Genomic DNA, 15,044 nt, shown 5'->3' on the forward strand with positions numbered 1-15,044 from the left:
CCCTGAGAGCCATTCCCCGGGCCTGAGAGCCATTCCCCGGACCTGAGAGCCATTCCCGGACTTCCTTCCCTCCGGCTCAACCGATGCGCGCCACCGGAGCGTGCACCAGATTCCGGTCGATGACGAGGCTCCGCCCGCCGTGCCGCTCCTTCACGTTCCCCGCGTACTGGTGGATCCTGCGCTGCGTGCTCCAGGCGGACCGTCGCAGCACGGGCTCCCGCGCCAGCCGGGGCCGCGTGTGCCAGCGCGCGAACCAGATCACCGACGGCAGATCCCGCACCCCCGCCCGCGCCGCGGCCCGCATGTGCCGCACCCCGGAGTCGGCGCTGCTGTAGAACCCCGGTACGTACCCCTCCCCCCTCACCTGCCGGTCCCAGCCCCGCACGAAGGAGAGCGTGGTCCGAGCACACTTCGTCTGCCGGTACCTGTACGCCTCCATGTCCAGATAGAGCGGGCTGCCCGCCCGGATACCGATGGCCGCCGCCCTGCGTACGGCGTCCCGCGCCTCCCGCACCCCCTGACTCCAGGGGTGGCGGCCGATCCGATAGCCCTTCTTGGGTCCCGCGCCCACACACGGCGACTGCGAACCGACGTACACCGGCAGCACCCGCCATCCCAACTGCTCCACCCCGCGCATCCAACGGTGGCTGAGCCAGGGCTGATGGGGACAGGCCCGGGCGCGGCCCCCGTAGTACACGCCCACGGCCCCGTACTTCGAGGACCGCCACCGCCGCATGGTCTCGAGCGACGGCGCCGTGCAGGTGTCGAACGCCAGGCCGCGGAAGGTCCGCGGCCCGGAGAGTGCGGGCAGGAGGGACTTCGGGTCGTCGGACGCGCCGGCCTGGGCTGCGGCGGTGGCCGGCTCGTCGAAAACGGCGTCGGACAGGTCGAGGTCGGGCAGACCAAGGCCACTCAGGGGACCGGCGTGGGCGTCCCCGCTGGGACCCGGCCCGTGCCGGACTGGTTCGGCCCACGCCGGTGCGGGGAGAGCGGTCAGCGCCGTCAGGAACAGCACGAGACCCACGACCAGCTTCCGGCGGTGCATATGGCGAGTGCGGTGCATACGGCGAGTGAAGGGGCCGGGGGCGCGAGTCCGGCCGGGACACACCCCGCGTTCAGCCGTCCGCTCCCAGAATCAGACCCGATGTGGGGACGCCGGTCCCCGCAGTCACCAGTGCGGTGGCGACGCCGTCGATCTGGTTCACCGCCGTGCCCCGCACCTGTCTGACGGCCTCCGCTATGCCGTTCATCCCGTGCAGATACGCCTCACCCAGCTGCCCGCCGTGCGTGTTGAGCGGGAGCCGCCGCTCCGCCACGAAGTCCGCCCCCTCACCCGGCCCGCAGAACCCGAACTCCTCCAGCTGCATCAGCACGAACGGCGTGAAGTGGTCGTACAGGATCCCCACGTCGATCTCGTCCGGCCCCATCCCGGCCGACCGCCACAGCTGGCGGGCCACGACCCCCATTTCCGGAAGCCCCGTCAGGTCGTCCCGGTAGAAGCTCGTCATCTGCTCCTGACCACGCCCCGCGCCCTGCGCGGCCGCCGTGATCACGGCGGGCCGGTGGGGCAGGTCGCGGGCCCGCTCGACGCTGGTGACGACGATCGCCTGCCCGCCGTCCGTCTCCTGGCAGCAGTCGAGCAGCCGCAACGGCTCCACGATCCACCGCGACGCCGCATGGTCCTCCAGCGTGATCGGCTTCCCGTGGAAGTACGCCGCCGGGTTCGTGGCCGCGTACTCCCGGTCCATGACGGCGACATGACCGAACGCCTCGGGCCCCAGTCCGTACGTGTGGAGATACCGCTGCGCCGCCATCGCCACCCACGACGCGGGCGTGAGCAGCCCGAACGGCAGCGCCCAGCCCAGCGCCGCCCCCTCCGCCGACGGCTCCCGGTGCTGCACCCCGGACCCGAACCGCCGTCCCGAGCGCTCGTTGAACGCCCGGTAGCAGACGACCACTTCGGCCACCCCGGTCGCCACGGCGAGCGCGGCCTGCTGAACGGTGGCGCAGGCCGCACCGCCGCCGTAGTGGACCCGGGAGAAGAACGACAGGTCTCCCATCCCGGTCGCCTGCGCGACAGTGATCTCCGGGCTGGTGTCCATGGTGAACGTGACCAGGCCGTCGACGTCGGCGGGGGAGAGCCCGGCGTCGTCGAGCGCGGCCCCCACCGCCTCGACCGCGAGCTTCAGCTCACTGCGCCCGGAGTCCTTGGAGAACTCCGTCGCCCCGATCCCGACGATCGCCGCCCGCCCACCGAGACTGTCCTTCGCCCGCACACTCATGCCTGCCCCCCGGACTTCGGAAGGGTGACCGTCACCGTGCCGGTGACATGCGCCCCCAGCCCGTTCGCCCCGACAACCCGCACCACCGCCGTGGCACCCCCGCTCCCGTTCCCGGCCCCGCTCTCGGATCCGCTCTCGGATCCGCTCTCGGATCCGCTCTCGGATCCGCCCGCTTGCTCGACGGCGGTGACCTTCCCGGTCAACACCATCGTGTCGCCCGGATAGTTGGGCGCGCCCAGCCGTATCGCGACCTTGCGCAGGACCACCGTAGGGCCGAAGTGGTCGGTGACGTACCGCCCGACGAGTCCGTTCGTCGTCAGGATGTTCATGAAGATGTCGGGGGAGCCCTTCTCCTTGGCCAGCTCCGCGTCGTGGTGCACGTCCTGGTAGTCACGGGACGCGATGGCCCCGGAGACGATCAGCGTCCGGGTGACCGCGATCTCCAGTGGCGCCAGCTCGGCCCCCACACTGATCGCCACCGCGCTCTCAGCACCGCCACCGACTCCCACACTCATGCCCTCTCCCCCCGGATCTCCCTTCACGCCCGCGCCCACGTCGCCCCCGCCTCCTCCGCGCCGCTCGCCTCACCCACCGCGATCACCTCACCCAGCTCCGCGAGCAGCTCGGCCCCGCACCCCAGGTAGGCGTCGAGCTGTCTGCCCCACAGGAAGTGCCGGTGCACGGGATGCTCCAGGTCGGCGCCCATGCCTCCGTGCAGATGCTGACCGGCGTGCACCACCCGCCGGCCCGCTTCCGAGGCCCACCACGCGGCGGTCAGCGCATGGCTCGCGTACGGCAGCGTCTCGTCGCGCCGCCATGCCGCCTCGTAGGCCGTGACGCGGATGGCCTCCGTGTCCATGTACGCGTCGGCCGCCCGGAGTTGGACCGCCTGCTTCGCGGCGAGCGGTCTCCCGAACTGCTCCCGCTCGTTCGTGTACTCCACGGCCCGCGCCAGCGACCCCGCACAGACCCCGGCCTGGAGTCCCGCGAACGCGGTCCGCGCCGAGGCCAGCACGTCCTCGTACGCGCCGGGCCCGCCGAGTCTCTCCGCCGGTGTCCCGTCGAGGACGAGCCGGCCCGCCGACCAGGGTGCGGTGAGCTCGACCGGTTCGCATCCGGCGTCGGCCGTGCGCACGATCCACAGGCTCCGGTCGGCCGCCGCCACGAGGACCCAGGACGCGTCCCGGAGCCACGGCACCCAGGGCACCACCCCGGTGAGCCGCCCCTGACCTGTCCCGTCCTCGCCCGCCGCCACCGCGTCGACCCGCACGCCGGCCTGCCCGGGAAACGCCCCCGTGGCCACCTCCGTGCCGTCCCGCAGCCCCGGCAGCAGCCGCTCCCGCTGCTCGGCGGTCCCGTGCCCCGCGACCGCGAGCAGCCCGTACACACAACTCGCGGCGAACGGCACCTGCGCCGTCGTCCTGCCCTGCTCCTCCAGCATCAGCACGAGCCCGAGCAGCCCGGTCTCCTCCACCGCGCCCGGCAGTCCGGCCGAGCCGAGGGCCTTCCACAACTCGGTGTCCGTGCCCGTGCCGGCCGCCGCGAGGCGCTCGGGCGTCGACAGGTCACCGAAGATCTGCGCGGCCAGCCCGGCGGCGGCCGCCTGGTCCTGCGTAGGCGTGAAGTCCATGTCAGCCCTCACCTCCCGAAGCGCCGCCTGAAACGCCACCCGAATCCCCGCCCGACACGACACCCGAAGCGCAGCCCGAACCAGGACCCGCATCACCGGCCCGGAACACCGGCAGCTCCAACTCCTCGTCCACCCGCATGAATTCGAGCCGCACCGGCATCCCCGTCCGGACCTTGTCGTAGGGCACCCCGACCACGTTGCTGATGATCCGGACGCCTTCGGCCAGCTCGATCAGGCCCACCGCGTACGGCGGGTCGAAGGCCGGGAAGGGCGGGTGGTGCATCACCACGTACGAGAAGACGGTGCCCTCGCCGCTCGCCTCGACGGTGCTCCACTCCTGCGAGGCGCACGCGCCGCACCCCGGCAGCCAGGGAAAGCGCAGCGTCCCGCACGACGAGCAGCGCTGGATGAGCAGACGGTGCTCGCGAACGCCTTCCCAGAACCCCGCGTTGTCCCTGTTCACCACCGGCCGGGGACGCCGGGCCGCCTTCTTCTCCGGCAGTGGCCGGGCCGTCGGTGCGTACTTCAGGATGCGGAAGCGATGCGTACCGGCGAGCTCGCCGTCCGCCCTGACATCCATGCGCGTCGTGACGAAATGCCCCGTCCCCAGCTTCGTCGTCTTGCGCTCGGAGACGGACTCGATGACCGCGTCGAAGGTGATCGCGTCGCCGGGCCGCAGTGGACGCAGATACTCCTGCTCGCAGTCCGTCGCGACCACCGATGTGTACCCCGCGCCGTCGAGCAGGGCGAACAGCTCGTCGTACGCGCCGCTGCGCCCCTGGTGGCCGGAGAGCCCGCCCATCGTCCAGGCCTGGAGCATGGTCGGCGGCGCTATGGCGTCGGGCCCCTCGTACGCGGGACTGGTGTCACCCATCGCCTCGCACCAGTGCCTGATCATCGGCTCGTTGACCAGGTCCTTGCCCACACCCGCCGTCGCCGCGGGAAGCCCTTCGAAGACCTTGAGCGCCGCATGAGCCAGGTCACCCGTCACCGCCGCCCCCTCCGCATCCCGAGCCGCATCGTCGCCACGATCTCCCGCTGCACCTCGCTCACCCCGCCCCCGAACGTGTTGATCTGCGCCGCCCTGTTCATGCGCTCCAACTCCCCCTCGACCGCCCCGCTCCCCGTCCCGCTCCCGAACGCCCCCGGCGATCCGGCCCGCACCAGCGCCACGTCCCCCGCGATCTCCTGACACATGCGATACGTCTCGACCGCCGATTCCGTTCCCATGAATTTCACGCCGCTCGCGTCGCCCGGCGCGAGCCGCCCGGCCCCCACATCACCCACCAAACGCCAGTTGAGCAGGCGCGTTGCCGCGAGACGGGCATGTACCTCGGCCAGCCGAGACCGCACCCACGGCAGCTCGATCCGCCGTTCCCCTGTCACCGGATCGGGTGAACGAACCGCTTCGAGCACCGCCGCGTAGAAGTCCTCGGCCTGCATCCCGATCGCGGCGAGGGCGACCCGCTCGTGGTTGAGCTGGTTGGTGATGAGGCCCCAGCCGCCGTTCTCCTCCCCGACGAGGTTCGAGGCGGGGACGCGGATCCCGTCGTAGTACGTGGCGGTGGTGGTCAGCCCGCCGACGGTCTCGATGGGCGTCCAGGTGAACCCGTCCGCGGTGGTCGGCACGAGGATGATCGAGATGCCCTGGTGCTTCGCGGCCTCGGGGTCCGTGCGGCAGGCCAGCCAGATCCAGTCGGCGTTCTGCGCATTGGACGTGAAGACCTTCTGCCCGTCGACGGCCCAGTGCTCGCCGTCACGGACCGCCCGCGTCCGCAGCGCGGCGAGATCCGTCCCCGCCGACGGCTCGCTGTACCCGATGGCGAAGACCAGGTCGCCGGAGAGGATCCGCGGCAGGAAGTACGCCTTCTGCTCCTCGGTGCCGTACTTGATGAGGGTCGGTCCGACGGTGTTCAGGGTCACCATGGAGACCGGGGCGCCCGCGCGGTACGCCTCGTCGAAGAAGACGAACTGCTCGTCGGGCCCGCGCCCCTGGCCTCCGTACTCGACGGGCCAGCCGAGGCCGAGGAGGCCGTCGGCGCCGATGCGGCGCAGCAGACGCCGCTGGCCCGCCCGGTCGTCGTGGCCCGGTGGCCCGTCGGGCATCAGTTCCCGGAAGTAGGCGCGCAGTTCGGCGCGGAGATCGTGCTGGCGCGCGGTAGGGGCGAGGTACACGGCGGCGGCCCTCCCGGACCTCGTACGAACAAGGGTTTCTGACTGTCCGTCAGATTCGGTACGGGTGTCAAGAGATCAGCGCGCACCTGGGACAGAGACCAGTACGCACCCGAGGAGGGTCGGGGGAACGCGAAAACGCCTGTGCGGCGATGCCGAAGCACCGCCGCACAGACGTCACCCACCCCCTCGAAAGGCCCCGGCCTGCAGGAGCCGGCGGATCACCACCAGAGCGGGGAGAAGTTCACCGCGACGTTCTCGTTCGACTGGTCGATCGCCGTGAACCCGGACCCGTTCACCTGGGCCGTGTTGTTCTGGTTCGAGGCGCCGGAGCCCACCGCCTGCTGCTGCGAGGTGGACGAGTTGCCGTGGTTGCTGCCGCCGACACCACTGCCGCTCACGGTCGCCACACCCGCGTTCGATCCGTTGTCCGCGAACGACCCGTTGTCGGCCATCGCCACCCCCGAGAAGAGGGCTGCCGCGAGGGGCAGGGCGGCAACGGCGGCGAGGGCGCGGACGGTACGGATACGTGCCATGTCTTTTCCTCCAGAAACCGGGAACTACGGGTTGTTCCAAGGCAGTTGGCCGACCGCCTCGGTCGATGCTCACGACGTCGCGAGATCAGAGTTGCCCACCGAATCCCCATCGAACCAGGGCGGAAGGCGGTATTCCCTCGCAAGCGTGAGGACATGTCGATAAACCTGCTTCACCTCCCCAAAGCCCCAGCTCAGCCCGGAATGCGCCCGGCCGGCGCGGGCGGTTCAGCCGCCACAGGGGCCGAAGCGTTTCGGCACATTTTTGGTAAATACGCTTCACCCGGGCGCGCCCCCCTTCCGTTGCTCGAACATTCGTACGAACATGGAGGGCATGGCCACCACCGACCGGCACGCCGTACCCCTTGCGACCCTGGCCCTCGCCCACGCCCTCTCCGCCGCCGAGCGCGGACTGGCCGTGATCCCGCTCTCCCGCACGAAACTCCCCGCGCTGCGATCCCCGCACCGCGACGAACCCGCCCCCGCCCCCTGCCACGGCGAGTGCGGCCGCCCCGGACACGGCGTGTACGACGCCACGACCGACCCGGCCCGCATCCGCGCTCTCTTCGCGGCCGCGCCCCGGGCCACCGGGTACGGCATCGCGTGCGGCCTGCCCCCGCACCACCTCATCGGCATCGACCTCGACACGAAGTCCGGCACGGACTCCTCGGCCGCGCTGCGCGAACTGGCCCTGCGCCACCTCTTCACCATCCCGGACACGGTCGTCGTGGCCACGCCCAGCGGCGGCCGCCATGTGTGGCTCTCCGGCCCGCCGGACGTCGTGGTCCCCAACTCGGCGGGACGCCTCGCGCCGGGCATCGACATCCGGGGTGCGGGCGGCTACCTCGTGGGCCCCGGCTCCCGCACGGCCCAGGGCGTGTACAGCGCGGTCCCCGGCACCGCCCACCTGCCCGTCGCGCCCTGCCCGCCGGCCCTCCTGCGCCTGCTCACGCCCCCGCCACGCGCACACCACCGGTCACCGGCGCATCCCGACCAGCAGGGCCGACCCGGTCAACAGGGCCAACAAGGCCAGGGCCTGGTGCAGTTCGTGCTCGCGGCCCACGCGGGCCAGCGCAACACCCGTCTGTTCTGGGCCGCTTGCCGTGCCTACGAGAGCGACCTCGGCGACACCCTCACTGAGGCCCTCGTGGAGGCCGCGATCCGCACGGGCCTGACGGAACGCGAGGCCCGCTCCACGATCGCCTCGGCGGCCCGCCTGACCCAGCACAACGCGGACGCCTAGGACACGGGCCGACCCACCCTCTCCCCGGACACGCGTAAGGGGCGCCCGCCATAGCGAACGCCCCTTACAGACACCTACGTAGCAAGCGGCTACGCGGCAGCACCCACGTAGCAAGCGCCACGCGGCAAACACCTACCTACAACGCGCCTGCGTACAAGCGGTGGGTGTGGGATTTGAACCCACGGTGACTCGCGCCACGACGGTTTTCAAGACCTCTCTCCGATCACGGGCGGTTCGATCTCCGCCGCAGGTCAGACGGGTGCGAGAGCGCCAGACGAGCGGTCGTCATCGTCGTCGTGCCCCCTACGTGCCCCAGAGGCGCAATCATGCCCGCTGAGCATCACGTCGAGCCCGGCGTATTTCCCTGACTGTGAGTGCCCCGGCCGCGACTGTCCCAAGGAGAGGAAGGACCGGAATCAGCACCCAAGTACCCCACGCAACAAAGCCTGTTTCCACAGGCTCGTAGCTGCCCCACGGCTTCCGAACAGCTCGAACGACTGCCCCCTGATGGCCTTCGTACTGGAGTTTCACTATGTGCGTCTTGGTGCCCACCGGAGGACCACTGCATACCGAGTGGCTCCCTGCGCGCCCACCGCCCTCTTGATGGCACTCTGCGATCCGAACCTGAACAGCCTCGCCCAGCAAATCCAGCCGAGCGAGACCTGTGATCACCGTCCACGTCATCACCCCGGCGCCTATCAGGGTGAGCATGCTGTAGCCACCGATCGCGCGCCGCCGCCCCTTTGCCATAGGCACAGGATGCCGGGGGCTTGATCCGCGCGGTAGCCATGCGCGGCACCCGGCAACAGGGCAAAACGAAGGAACGCCTCCGGACCCTCCTGATCCGAAGGCGTTCCTTCCTTGCTGAGCATTGGCCGACGTTCCCTCACGTGGCTCCAGCGGTAGACCCATCCTCGTCGTCTTCGCCGCTAAGCCAGGAGTCCGCGGCCTCTGCCACCTGATCATCACGCCCAGCGACCGGACGGGCGTAGTGCCGGGTCGTGACGCTCGCGTTCGAGTGCCCGAGGCGGTGAGCCGCCGTCATGACACCGTAGCGGTCAGCGACCCAGGTCCCATGAGACGCCCGAAGGTCGTGCGGAGTCACATCCGTGAGGCCGGCGGCGGCGACAGCCGGATCGAAGTACGCCTTGCGCCACTGGTTGTAGCGCAGGGGCTTGCCGGCAGGCGTGGTGAACAGGAGAGCGTCATCCCCGCCCTCGAACGTCTCCAGGTAGTCGGCCAACCGCTTTGCGAGCGACGGTCCGATACGCAGAAGCCGCTTCTGGTGAGACTTGGGGGTGTCGAACACCAACTTGCCGTTGGCCTCGGCAAGGTTCTCGTCGACCAGGACGAGGCCGGCCGACACATCGATGTCCGCACGGCGGAGCGCGAACGCCTCACCGACCCGGAGCCCCGCGTAGGCGAGGAGCGCGATCAGGAGGTCATGAGGCTTGGCCGCGCTGCGCACGATCCGAGATGCCTCCAAGGGCGTCAGGATGTGCGGCTCCGTCTGCGGCATCCTCGGAAGACGTACGCCCCGGCATGGCGTCTGCGCGATCATGTCGTTGTCGACAGCGGACCGCATGACCTGCGAAAGCACCCGGTACGCCTGGCGGATCCGAGACGCACTGAGGCCCTTGGTGTTCATGGCGCCAACCCATTCCGTGACCGCGATCGGCCGCAGGCTCGCGAGCTCACGATCCCCGAGAGTGGGATTGATCAGCGAGTTGATCAATGACCGGTACGACGCCTGCGTCTTGTGCTTGAGCTGCGGGGATACGGCAGCGAGCCACCGAGCCGACCAGTCCCGCACGGTCGTTTGGCCCTCAGCCGGATCGAGCCATCGACCCTCTTCGATCTCGATGCGCTTCTTGGACAACCACCGGTCCGCATCAGTGGTCGTGGCAAAGGTCTTGCCAGCTGAGCGGAGCACACCATCGGGCCCCGGATACCGAGCTTGGAACCGTCCCGAAGGCAGCTTCCGAATACGGCCGAAGTTCCGCCGACTCTTACGCCTACCAGCCATTACGCAGCCCTCCGGTAAGTCACAGCGACCGGTTCGACGGTGTGCTCCGTGATGAAGGACTCCAGCGCACCCTCCGGGATACGAACGTGCCGGCCGACCTTCACGAAGGTGATGCGTCGCTCCTCAATGAGCCGACGCGGGAACCGAACTCCGGTGCCGAGCGCCTCGGCTGCTTGTTGCACGGTCAGCAGGCGGTCCACCGTCACCACGCTCCCTCTGTCGTCGGTACGTCGGTCATGCGCTCTTCACGGGCGGTCTCGCGGTTCTGTGCGATGTCGCGGCGGATGCTGGCGGCGAGCCAGGATTCGCCCGGGGTGTGGCCGTGGCCGGCGTAGGTCCAGTGGGCGAGCGTGAGCGTGGTCGCCTCGGTGCTGTCGTCGGGGTCGGGCAGGCCGAGGGAGGCGCGTTGCTGGGCAGCGCGGTAGTCGGCGCGGACCTGGCGCAGGGCTCCGAGCGTGGTCGAGTAGCGGCGGGACTTGGTGGAGAAGTGGCCCCGGAAGCCGAGCATGTGGGCCCAGTCGCGGAGCTTGCGGTCCGGGTAGGCGTAGTGCAGGTCGAGGCACGCTTCGATCAGCCGGCGCGGGTGCTCGGGAACGCCGAGGAGTACGAGAGCTTCCTTGTTCCCGACCCGGCGGTCGACTGTGCCCGTGGTCTCGGCGGCCTTGGTGGCGTACTTGGCGACGTACGAGGCCACTGCCTGTTCCGTGATCTCGGAGCCGTCACCGAAGGCCTTGATGGGCCGCACGTCGAGCTGTGTGCCCCAGCCGAGGACGCGGGCGGGGTGGTCGCCGGCGGCGGGCACATCGACCTGGACGCGGGCGGCGGCGGCGTGGATCGCGTCGGTGAGCAGGGCGACGCTCGCCCAGTGTGGGGGCGGGCTGTCTGGGCCTTCGGGGCCGTCGAAGCGGATCACGGCGTGGAAGTGGACGGCGCCGCGCTTCTGGTACTCAGCGACCTTGCCGAAGGAGAGCCGGGACTGTTCGCGGGCGGCTTTCTGGGTGAGGCCGGCGCGGGCGGCGATCTCGCGTCGCAGGTAGATCGTGAAGTAGCGCCACAGCTCGGAGGCGTGGTTGTTCCACAGCACGGCGCCGGCGTAGTCGTACGACTCGGGGTCGAGCGGAGTGCCCAGCTCGGGTGCGTCCTCGGGGTGTCGGGTGCCGCAGCGGCACGGGCGGTTGCCGGGCCGGTTGTGGACCGGGCCGAAGCTCGGGGCGGTGAGCGTGGCGAAGACGCGGGGGTGCTCACGGATCGTGTGCGGAGTGCCCTTGCCCGGGTCGCCAACGAGGCCGGCGCGGATCAGGTGGTAGGTGTCGCCCGCGTAGGTCCAGGCGCAGGAGGGGCAGCGCGAGGCACGGCGGTTGCCGCACGCGACCCGGAGTTTGCCGCCGGGTTCGTGGTCGGTGGAGTACGAGAAGAGCGCCTGTCCGGTGGTCCGGTCGCGGGTGACCGTGGTGCCTTGCAGGTGGATCGGGTCGGAGCAGCCGCCGGTGCGGCGGATCTGGTCTTGGAGGCGGTCGAAGCCGGAGGACCCGGCAACCCTCAGCACGTCGGCGAGGGTGGCCGGGTCCAGGCCCGCCATGGTGGCGGTGTCGGTCACGCGGCAACCGCCAGCCGGGAGGCGAGCAGGGCGGTGCCGATCCACTCGGTGTAGGCCGGGGGGATGCATTCGCGGATGCCGTCGCGGTTCATCCAGGGCACGCCCATGTCGTCGCGGGCTTCCTGGACGCCGGAGAAGTTGCCGACGTAGTGGGCGAAGTGTCCGGCGGCGCGGGGGCGTCCCATCTTGGTCAGCGGCGTCGTGTGGACGCGGTGGCGGGGCGGGGTGAAGGTGAAGCCGCCGCCGGTTTCGAAGAGCCGGTGCCGGTAGGTGCGCATCCCGAACGCTGCGGCGCACAAGGTCACCGGTGCGCGCAGTTCGCCGGCTGCTTCTTCGACGTTCTCGATCACCCAGGGGCGGCCGGTCGCTTCGAGAGCGGCGCGGACCGGGGCGATCAGGTCGGGGTGTTCGCGGCCCTGGATGCGCTGGGCGAGTGTGTACCGCTGGCAGGGCGGTGAGGCATGGATGAAGTCGAACTCCGCTCCGTACGAGCGCAGGTAGTCGAGCGCGTCTGCCTGGACGAAGTGCAGCGGGTAGCGGGGCTGCGGAGCGAGGTCGACGCCGGTGACGTCGAATCCCGCCTGGTGGTAGCCCATGCCGGCGCCGCCTTGGCAGGAGAAGAGGTCGAGGACCCGCAGGCCGTTGGGAAGAGCTGTGTTCATCGCGCACCGTCCTTGCGGCTCTTGCGGGGCGGGTCGGAGTGGTAGCGGCTGGTGCCCAGGTCGCGGCCGTCGTGCTGGTGGCGCGAGGCGCTCGGGTTGCGGTCGTTCCAGTCCTCCGCGCACACCTTGTGGACGGGCTCACCGCCGTGGGAGCGCATCGGGGTGGGCTTGCCGCACTGGGTGCAGGCGCAGTTGCCGGAGTGGTCGTAGTGCTGGCTGGAGCCCCAGTTCAGGAGTCCCATTCCGATCACCGCCCCGTGCTGACGAGGGCAGTGGCCGGGCGAGTGCTGCCGGTGCCGGTGCCGTGGCAGGCAGGGCAGTGGGCCGTGATCGTGCGCAGGTGGCCGTGGCAGTCGCGTCCACCGAGGGTGACCTTGGCGGAGGCGAAGCCGTCGCAGTGGGAGCAGAGCCGAACGCGGGCAGGGGTGTGCTCAGGCATGATGGGGCTTCCCTTTCGGGTCCGATGGATCAGGAAGAGGTGCAGGCGCCCGGGGCGGCGGAAGTTTGGCGACCGAGGCCGCCCCGGGGGCCGTTCAGCGACGGCGGTTGCGGCGGGGCTTGGAGTACGCCGGCGGCACGTCCTCGTACGCCTGCTGTCCGCGCCTGAAGGATTCGCCGTCGGCGTCCGTGACCCGGCTCTTGCCGATCTCGCGGGTGATGCGGTTCATGGCCTTGCGGTCGCCGTGGCGCTTGGCAATGGCGTAGTCGCGTCCGAGTTCGGCCATGGCCGGGTTGCTCGGGGTCGACGGCTCGCTGTTGTCGGTCTTGCGGCTGAAGAAGCCCATGTCAGCGCTTCCTTTCCTGGGTGAGGATCGAACGGGTGACGAGAGCGACGATCGCGAGCGAACCGGCGGTGATCGCGACCGCGAGGAGCATGGAGACCAGCACGGCACCGACCACGAGGACCGCAGCGGTTCCGCCGCCGACGGCGAGGAGCAGCGCGCCGGGGGTGAGCTGGACCGTGGGCCGAGCCGGCGCGGCGGGTGCTGGCGGCGGGCTCACGTAGTGGATGGCGGTCGCAGCGGGGTCGTGGTGTTCGACGACGGTGCCGGTGAGCGGGATGGTCTCGCCGGTCGGCTGGACGTTGACCGGAATCTTGGGCGTGAACACGGTCTGTATCTCCCTTGCGAGTTGGGTCAGTTGATGAGGGACCCGAGGGCCGGGCCGAGGAAGCTGCCAGCGATGAGGTAGCCGCCGAGCAGAAGCAGGGCCACGAGCCACCACGGCGGGCGGGCGAGCTTGATGCCGAGGACTCCGACGACGATCACGGCGAGCCAGAGCGGGACGTCCACGAGATCTCCTAGGCCGAGCAGCGGTGGGTACGGGCGGCGAGTTCGGCGGCGGAGCGGTTGTTGTACTCGCCGGAGAAGTCGCAGCGCGGGGCGGTGCAGGCGGCGACGTGGCGGTCACGTCCGCGTCCGTCGAAGAACGTGGCGACCTGGACGGGGCCTAACTTGCGCACCTCGCGGAAGCGGCGGTGAGCGGTCATGTCGGATCTTCCTTTCTGGTCAGGCGAGTTGGAGTTGCGCGGCGATCGCGTCGGCCATCGGGGCGGGCAGGCCGAGGCGGGTGCGGAGCACGTCGGGGGCGATCGGGTTGCCGGTCGACGCCTTGTGCGTGTCCGCGATCTTCTGTGCGTGGTCGAGGAGCGCCGGGGGAACGGCCGGGGCACTGAGTGCGGGTGCCGGGAGCGGTTCGGGGGCGGTCAGCTCGGGAGCGGGCTCCGGCACGGGGGCGGGTTCGGCGGTTGGCAGCTCGGCCGGGGGTGGCTCCGGGGCCCGTTCCACGGTGACCGGCTCCGGGACCGCGACGGGCTCCGGCTCTGGGTCGGTGACGAGGGTGTGGACCTGCCGCATGAGAGCGCCGAAGGCCAGCAGCGCGGCGGACGGGGGCACGGCCGCGACCACGTAGTCGAGGAATGGGGCGTGGTCTCCGACGCCGGCGACGTTGAGGCCGATGCTGCCGAGGGAGCCCGCGACGGTGAGGCCGATCGCCCACCAGTCCGTGACGTGTCGCAGAGCGGCGCGGAACATCAGGACCTCGCCGGCCAGGATGAACAGGTCGATCGTTCCCGGCCAGGCCCACCGGCGCTGCGGGGAACCGGCCAGGCCATGAGCTTGGGCGACCGAGGCGAGATGTGCGTAGGAGAGCCAGAACGCGGCGATCGTCAGCGCCGTGATCACGGCACCGGCTACGAGGATCGCGGTGCGTTCCGCTTTCGCCTTGGTCATCGCGTCCTCCTTTCAGGGGAGTTGGGCCGGGGCGGGGCGGGGATCAGGGTCCAGCCGCCCGGCCCCGGTGCGGTCAGCGGCGGTTGAAGCCGGGGCAGCCATTGACCATGTGGTCCACGCACTGCGGGCAGTCCTCTCGGGGACCGAGCCTCCGGTGGATCGCGCGGTCGTAGGCGTGCCTCCAGCACTGCGGGCACTCGCCCTCGGGCGTCGACATGGACGAGTGAGCGGTACGCGGATTTCCGAACAGAGCCATCACCGGCTCCTTTCTTGTGAGCGAGGGGTCAGTCCTGAGGCGCTTCGCCGGTGCCCAGGCAGTTCAGGCACAGGCCGTTCTGTTGGCCGACGACGCGGCGTTTGCGGCCGATGCGGACCGAGGTGGCGACCTCTCCGGTGCCCTTGCACGGGTCGCACTGCTTCGCGGCCGGCGGACGGAGCGGGGTCTTCTTCGCGGCCATGCTCACCACTCCGAGCGCGGGTAGCGGGGGCCGCTGGTGGGGTCGTAGCCGGGCGGGAAGGTGCCGGCGGGCAGCGAGGCCGCGAGCGAGGGGCCCACGGCTTTGAGGAAGGCGCGGTCCACGTCGCGGCCGTGGGAGTAGCCGATCAGGTCACTGAGCAGGCGCAGGGTGCGGAAGAAGTCGGACTGCTCATACATGGGATTTCCTCCT

General features: G+C 70.6%; 22 protein-coding genes. 1 reads left to right on the top strand and 21 read right to left on the bottom strand.

Features of this window, described 5'->3' with window-relative positions; genetic code table 11:
* Positions 1-76: 76 nt before the first annotated feature.
* The 7 genes from EOT10_RS08330 to EOT10_RS08360 all read right to left on the bottom strand — a co-directional run bounded on the left by EOT10_RS08330 (position 77) and on the right by EOT10_RS08360 (position 6,620).
* Positions 77-1,063, bottom strand: coding sequence for a glycoside hydrolase domain-containing protein (locus tag EOT10_RS08330; RefSeq protein WP_127827437.1), 987 nt, complete (start codon positions 1,061-1,063; stop codon positions 77-79).
* Positions 1,064-1,115: 52 nt separating this feature from the next.
* A complete protein-coding gene (locus EOT10_RS08335) occupies positions 1,116-2,282 on the bottom strand; it encodes a lipid-transfer protein (RefSeq protein ID WP_127827438.1) in 1,167 nt (388 codons plus the stop codon).
* Positions 2,279-2,797, bottom strand: a complete 519-nt coding sequence (locus EOT10_RS08340) for a MaoC/PaaZ C-terminal domain-containing protein (RefSeq protein ID WP_127827439.1) — start codon at positions 2,795-2,797, stop codon at positions 2,279-2,281. Before EOT10_RS08340 ends, EOT10_RS08335 begins: the two co-directional genes overlap by 4 nt.
* Positions 2,798-2,820: 23 nt before the next feature.
* The gene (locus EOT10_RS08345; protein WP_127827440.1) at positions 2,821-3,912 is read right to left on the bottom strand and encodes an acyl-CoA dehydrogenase family protein; all 1,092 of its coding nucleotides are present in this window, start codon (positions 3,910-3,912) and stop codon (positions 2,821-2,823) included.
* Position 3,913: 1 nt separating this feature from the next.
* Positions 3,914-4,903, bottom strand: coding sequence for a bifunctional MaoC family dehydratase N-terminal/OB-fold nucleic acid binding domain-containing protein (locus EOT10_RS08350; RefSeq protein ID WP_127827441.1), 990 nt, complete (start codon positions 4,901-4,903; stop codon positions 3,914-3,916).
* Complete coding sequence (locus tag EOT10_RS08355) at positions 4,900-6,087, bottom strand: acyl-CoA dehydrogenase family protein (RefSeq protein ID WP_127827442.1); 1,188 nt, start codon at positions 6,085-6,087, stop codon at positions 4,900-4,902. Before EOT10_RS08355 ends, EOT10_RS08350 begins: the two co-directional genes overlap by 4 nt.
* Before the next feature lie 218 nt (positions 6,088-6,305).
* A complete protein-coding gene (locus tag EOT10_RS08360; protein ID WP_127827443.1) occupies positions 6,306-6,620 on the bottom strand; it encodes a hypothetical protein in 315 nt (104 codons plus the stop codon).
* Positions 6,621-6,951: 331 nt separating this feature from the next.
* Here EOT10_RS08360 and EOT10_RS08365 point away from each other — a divergent pair, with 331 nt between their 5' ends.
* Positions 6,952-7,860 carry a bifunctional DNA primase/polymerase gene (locus tag EOT10_RS08365; protein WP_127827444.1) on the top strand — a complete coding sequence of 303 codons (909 nt, stop codon included), beginning with the start codon at positions 6,952-6,954 and terminating at the stop codon, positions 7,858-7,860.
* 886 nt (positions 7,861-8,746) lie between these two features.
* On the opposite strand, the gene EOT10_RS08375 is transcribed toward EOT10_RS08365, so the two are convergent.
* From EOT10_RS08375 to EOT10_RS08430, 14 genes are all read right to left on the bottom strand, one after another.
* Positions 8,747-9,886: a tyrosine-type recombinase/integrase gene (locus EOT10_RS08375; RefSeq protein WP_127827446.1), complete on the bottom strand. Its 1,140-nt coding sequence runs from the start codon at positions 9,884-9,886 to the stop codon at positions 8,747-8,749.
* Positions 9,886-10,095: an excisionase family DNA-binding protein gene (locus EOT10_RS08380; protein WP_189491340.1), complete on the bottom strand. Its 210-nt coding sequence runs from the start codon at positions 10,093-10,095 to the stop codon at positions 9,886-9,888. Before EOT10_RS08380 ends, EOT10_RS08375 begins: the two co-directional genes overlap by 1 nt.
* Positions 10,089-11,483 carry a replication initiator protein RepSA gene (repSA, locus tag EOT10_RS08385; protein ID WP_127827448.1) on the bottom strand — a complete coding sequence of 465 codons (1,395 nt, stop codon included), beginning with the start codon at positions 11,481-11,483 and terminating at the stop codon, positions 10,089-10,091. Before repSA ends, EOT10_RS08380 begins: the two co-directional genes overlap by 7 nt.
* On the bottom strand, positions 11,480-12,145 hold the full coding sequence (locus tag EOT10_RS08390; RefSeq protein ID WP_127827449.1) for a class I SAM-dependent methyltransferase: 666 nt from the start codon (positions 12,143-12,145) through the stop codon (positions 11,480-11,482). Before EOT10_RS08390 ends, repSA begins: the two co-directional genes overlap by 4 nt.
* Positions 12,142-12,387: a hypothetical protein gene (locus EOT10_RS08395; protein ID WP_127827450.1), complete on the bottom strand. Its 246-nt coding sequence runs from the start codon at positions 12,385-12,387 to the stop codon at positions 12,142-12,144. The genes EOT10_RS08390 and EOT10_RS08395 overlap by 4 nt, the downstream gene beginning before the upstream one ends.
* Before the next feature lie 5 nt (positions 12,388-12,392).
* Complete coding sequence (locus tag EOT10_RS08400; RefSeq protein ID WP_127827451.1) at positions 12,393-12,584, bottom strand: hypothetical protein; 192 nt, start codon at positions 12,582-12,584, stop codon at positions 12,393-12,395.
* Between the two features lie 94 nt (positions 12,585-12,678).
* Complete coding sequence (locus EOT10_RS08405; protein ID WP_127827452.1) at positions 12,679-12,930, bottom strand: hypothetical protein; 252 nt, start codon at positions 12,928-12,930, stop codon at positions 12,679-12,681.
* 1 nt (position 12,931) lies between these two features.
* Complete coding sequence (locus EOT10_RS08410) at positions 12,932-13,255, bottom strand: SpdD-like protein (RefSeq protein WP_127827453.1); 324 nt, start codon at positions 13,253-13,255, stop codon at positions 12,932-12,934.
* A 26-nt stretch (positions 13,256-13,281) separates the two neighbouring features.
* A complete protein-coding gene (locus tag EOT10_RS41015; RefSeq protein WP_146003134.1) occupies positions 13,282-13,437 on the bottom strand; it encodes a DUF4175 domain-containing protein in 156 nt (51 codons plus the stop codon).
* 8 nt (positions 13,438-13,445) lie between these two features.
* Complete coding sequence (locus EOT10_RS08415; RefSeq protein WP_127827454.1) at positions 13,446-13,634, bottom strand: mobile element transfer protein; 189 nt, start codon at positions 13,632-13,634, stop codon at positions 13,446-13,448.
* Between the two features lie 19 nt (positions 13,635-13,653).
* Complete coding sequence (locus tag EOT10_RS08420; protein WP_127827455.1) at positions 13,654-14,376, bottom strand: DUF2637 domain-containing protein; 723 nt, start codon at positions 14,374-14,376, stop codon at positions 13,654-13,656.
* Between the two features lie 73 nt (positions 14,377-14,449).
* Positions 14,450-14,632, bottom strand: coding sequence for a pRL2-8 (locus EOT10_RS08425; protein WP_127827456.1), 183 nt, complete (start codon positions 14,630-14,632; stop codon positions 14,450-14,452).
* Between the two features lie 28 nt (positions 14,633-14,660).
* Positions 14,661-14,834, bottom strand: a complete 174-nt coding sequence (locus tag EOT10_RS41215) for a hypothetical protein (RefSeq protein ID WP_189491343.1) — start codon at positions 14,832-14,834, stop codon at positions 14,661-14,663.
* A gap of 2 nt (positions 14,835-14,836) precedes the next feature.
* Positions 14,837-15,031 carry a hypothetical protein gene (locus EOT10_RS08430; RefSeq protein WP_127827457.1) on the bottom strand — a complete coding sequence of 65 codons (195 nt, stop codon included), beginning with the start codon at positions 15,029-15,031 and terminating at the stop codon, positions 14,837-14,839.
* Positions 15,032-15,044: the final 13 nt, after the last annotated feature.

It is taken from the genome of Streptomyces antnestii (genome assembly GCF_004005495.1).
Lineage (GTDB): Bacteria > Actinomycetota > Actinomycetes > Streptomycetales > Streptomycetaceae > Streptomyces > Streptomyces antnestii.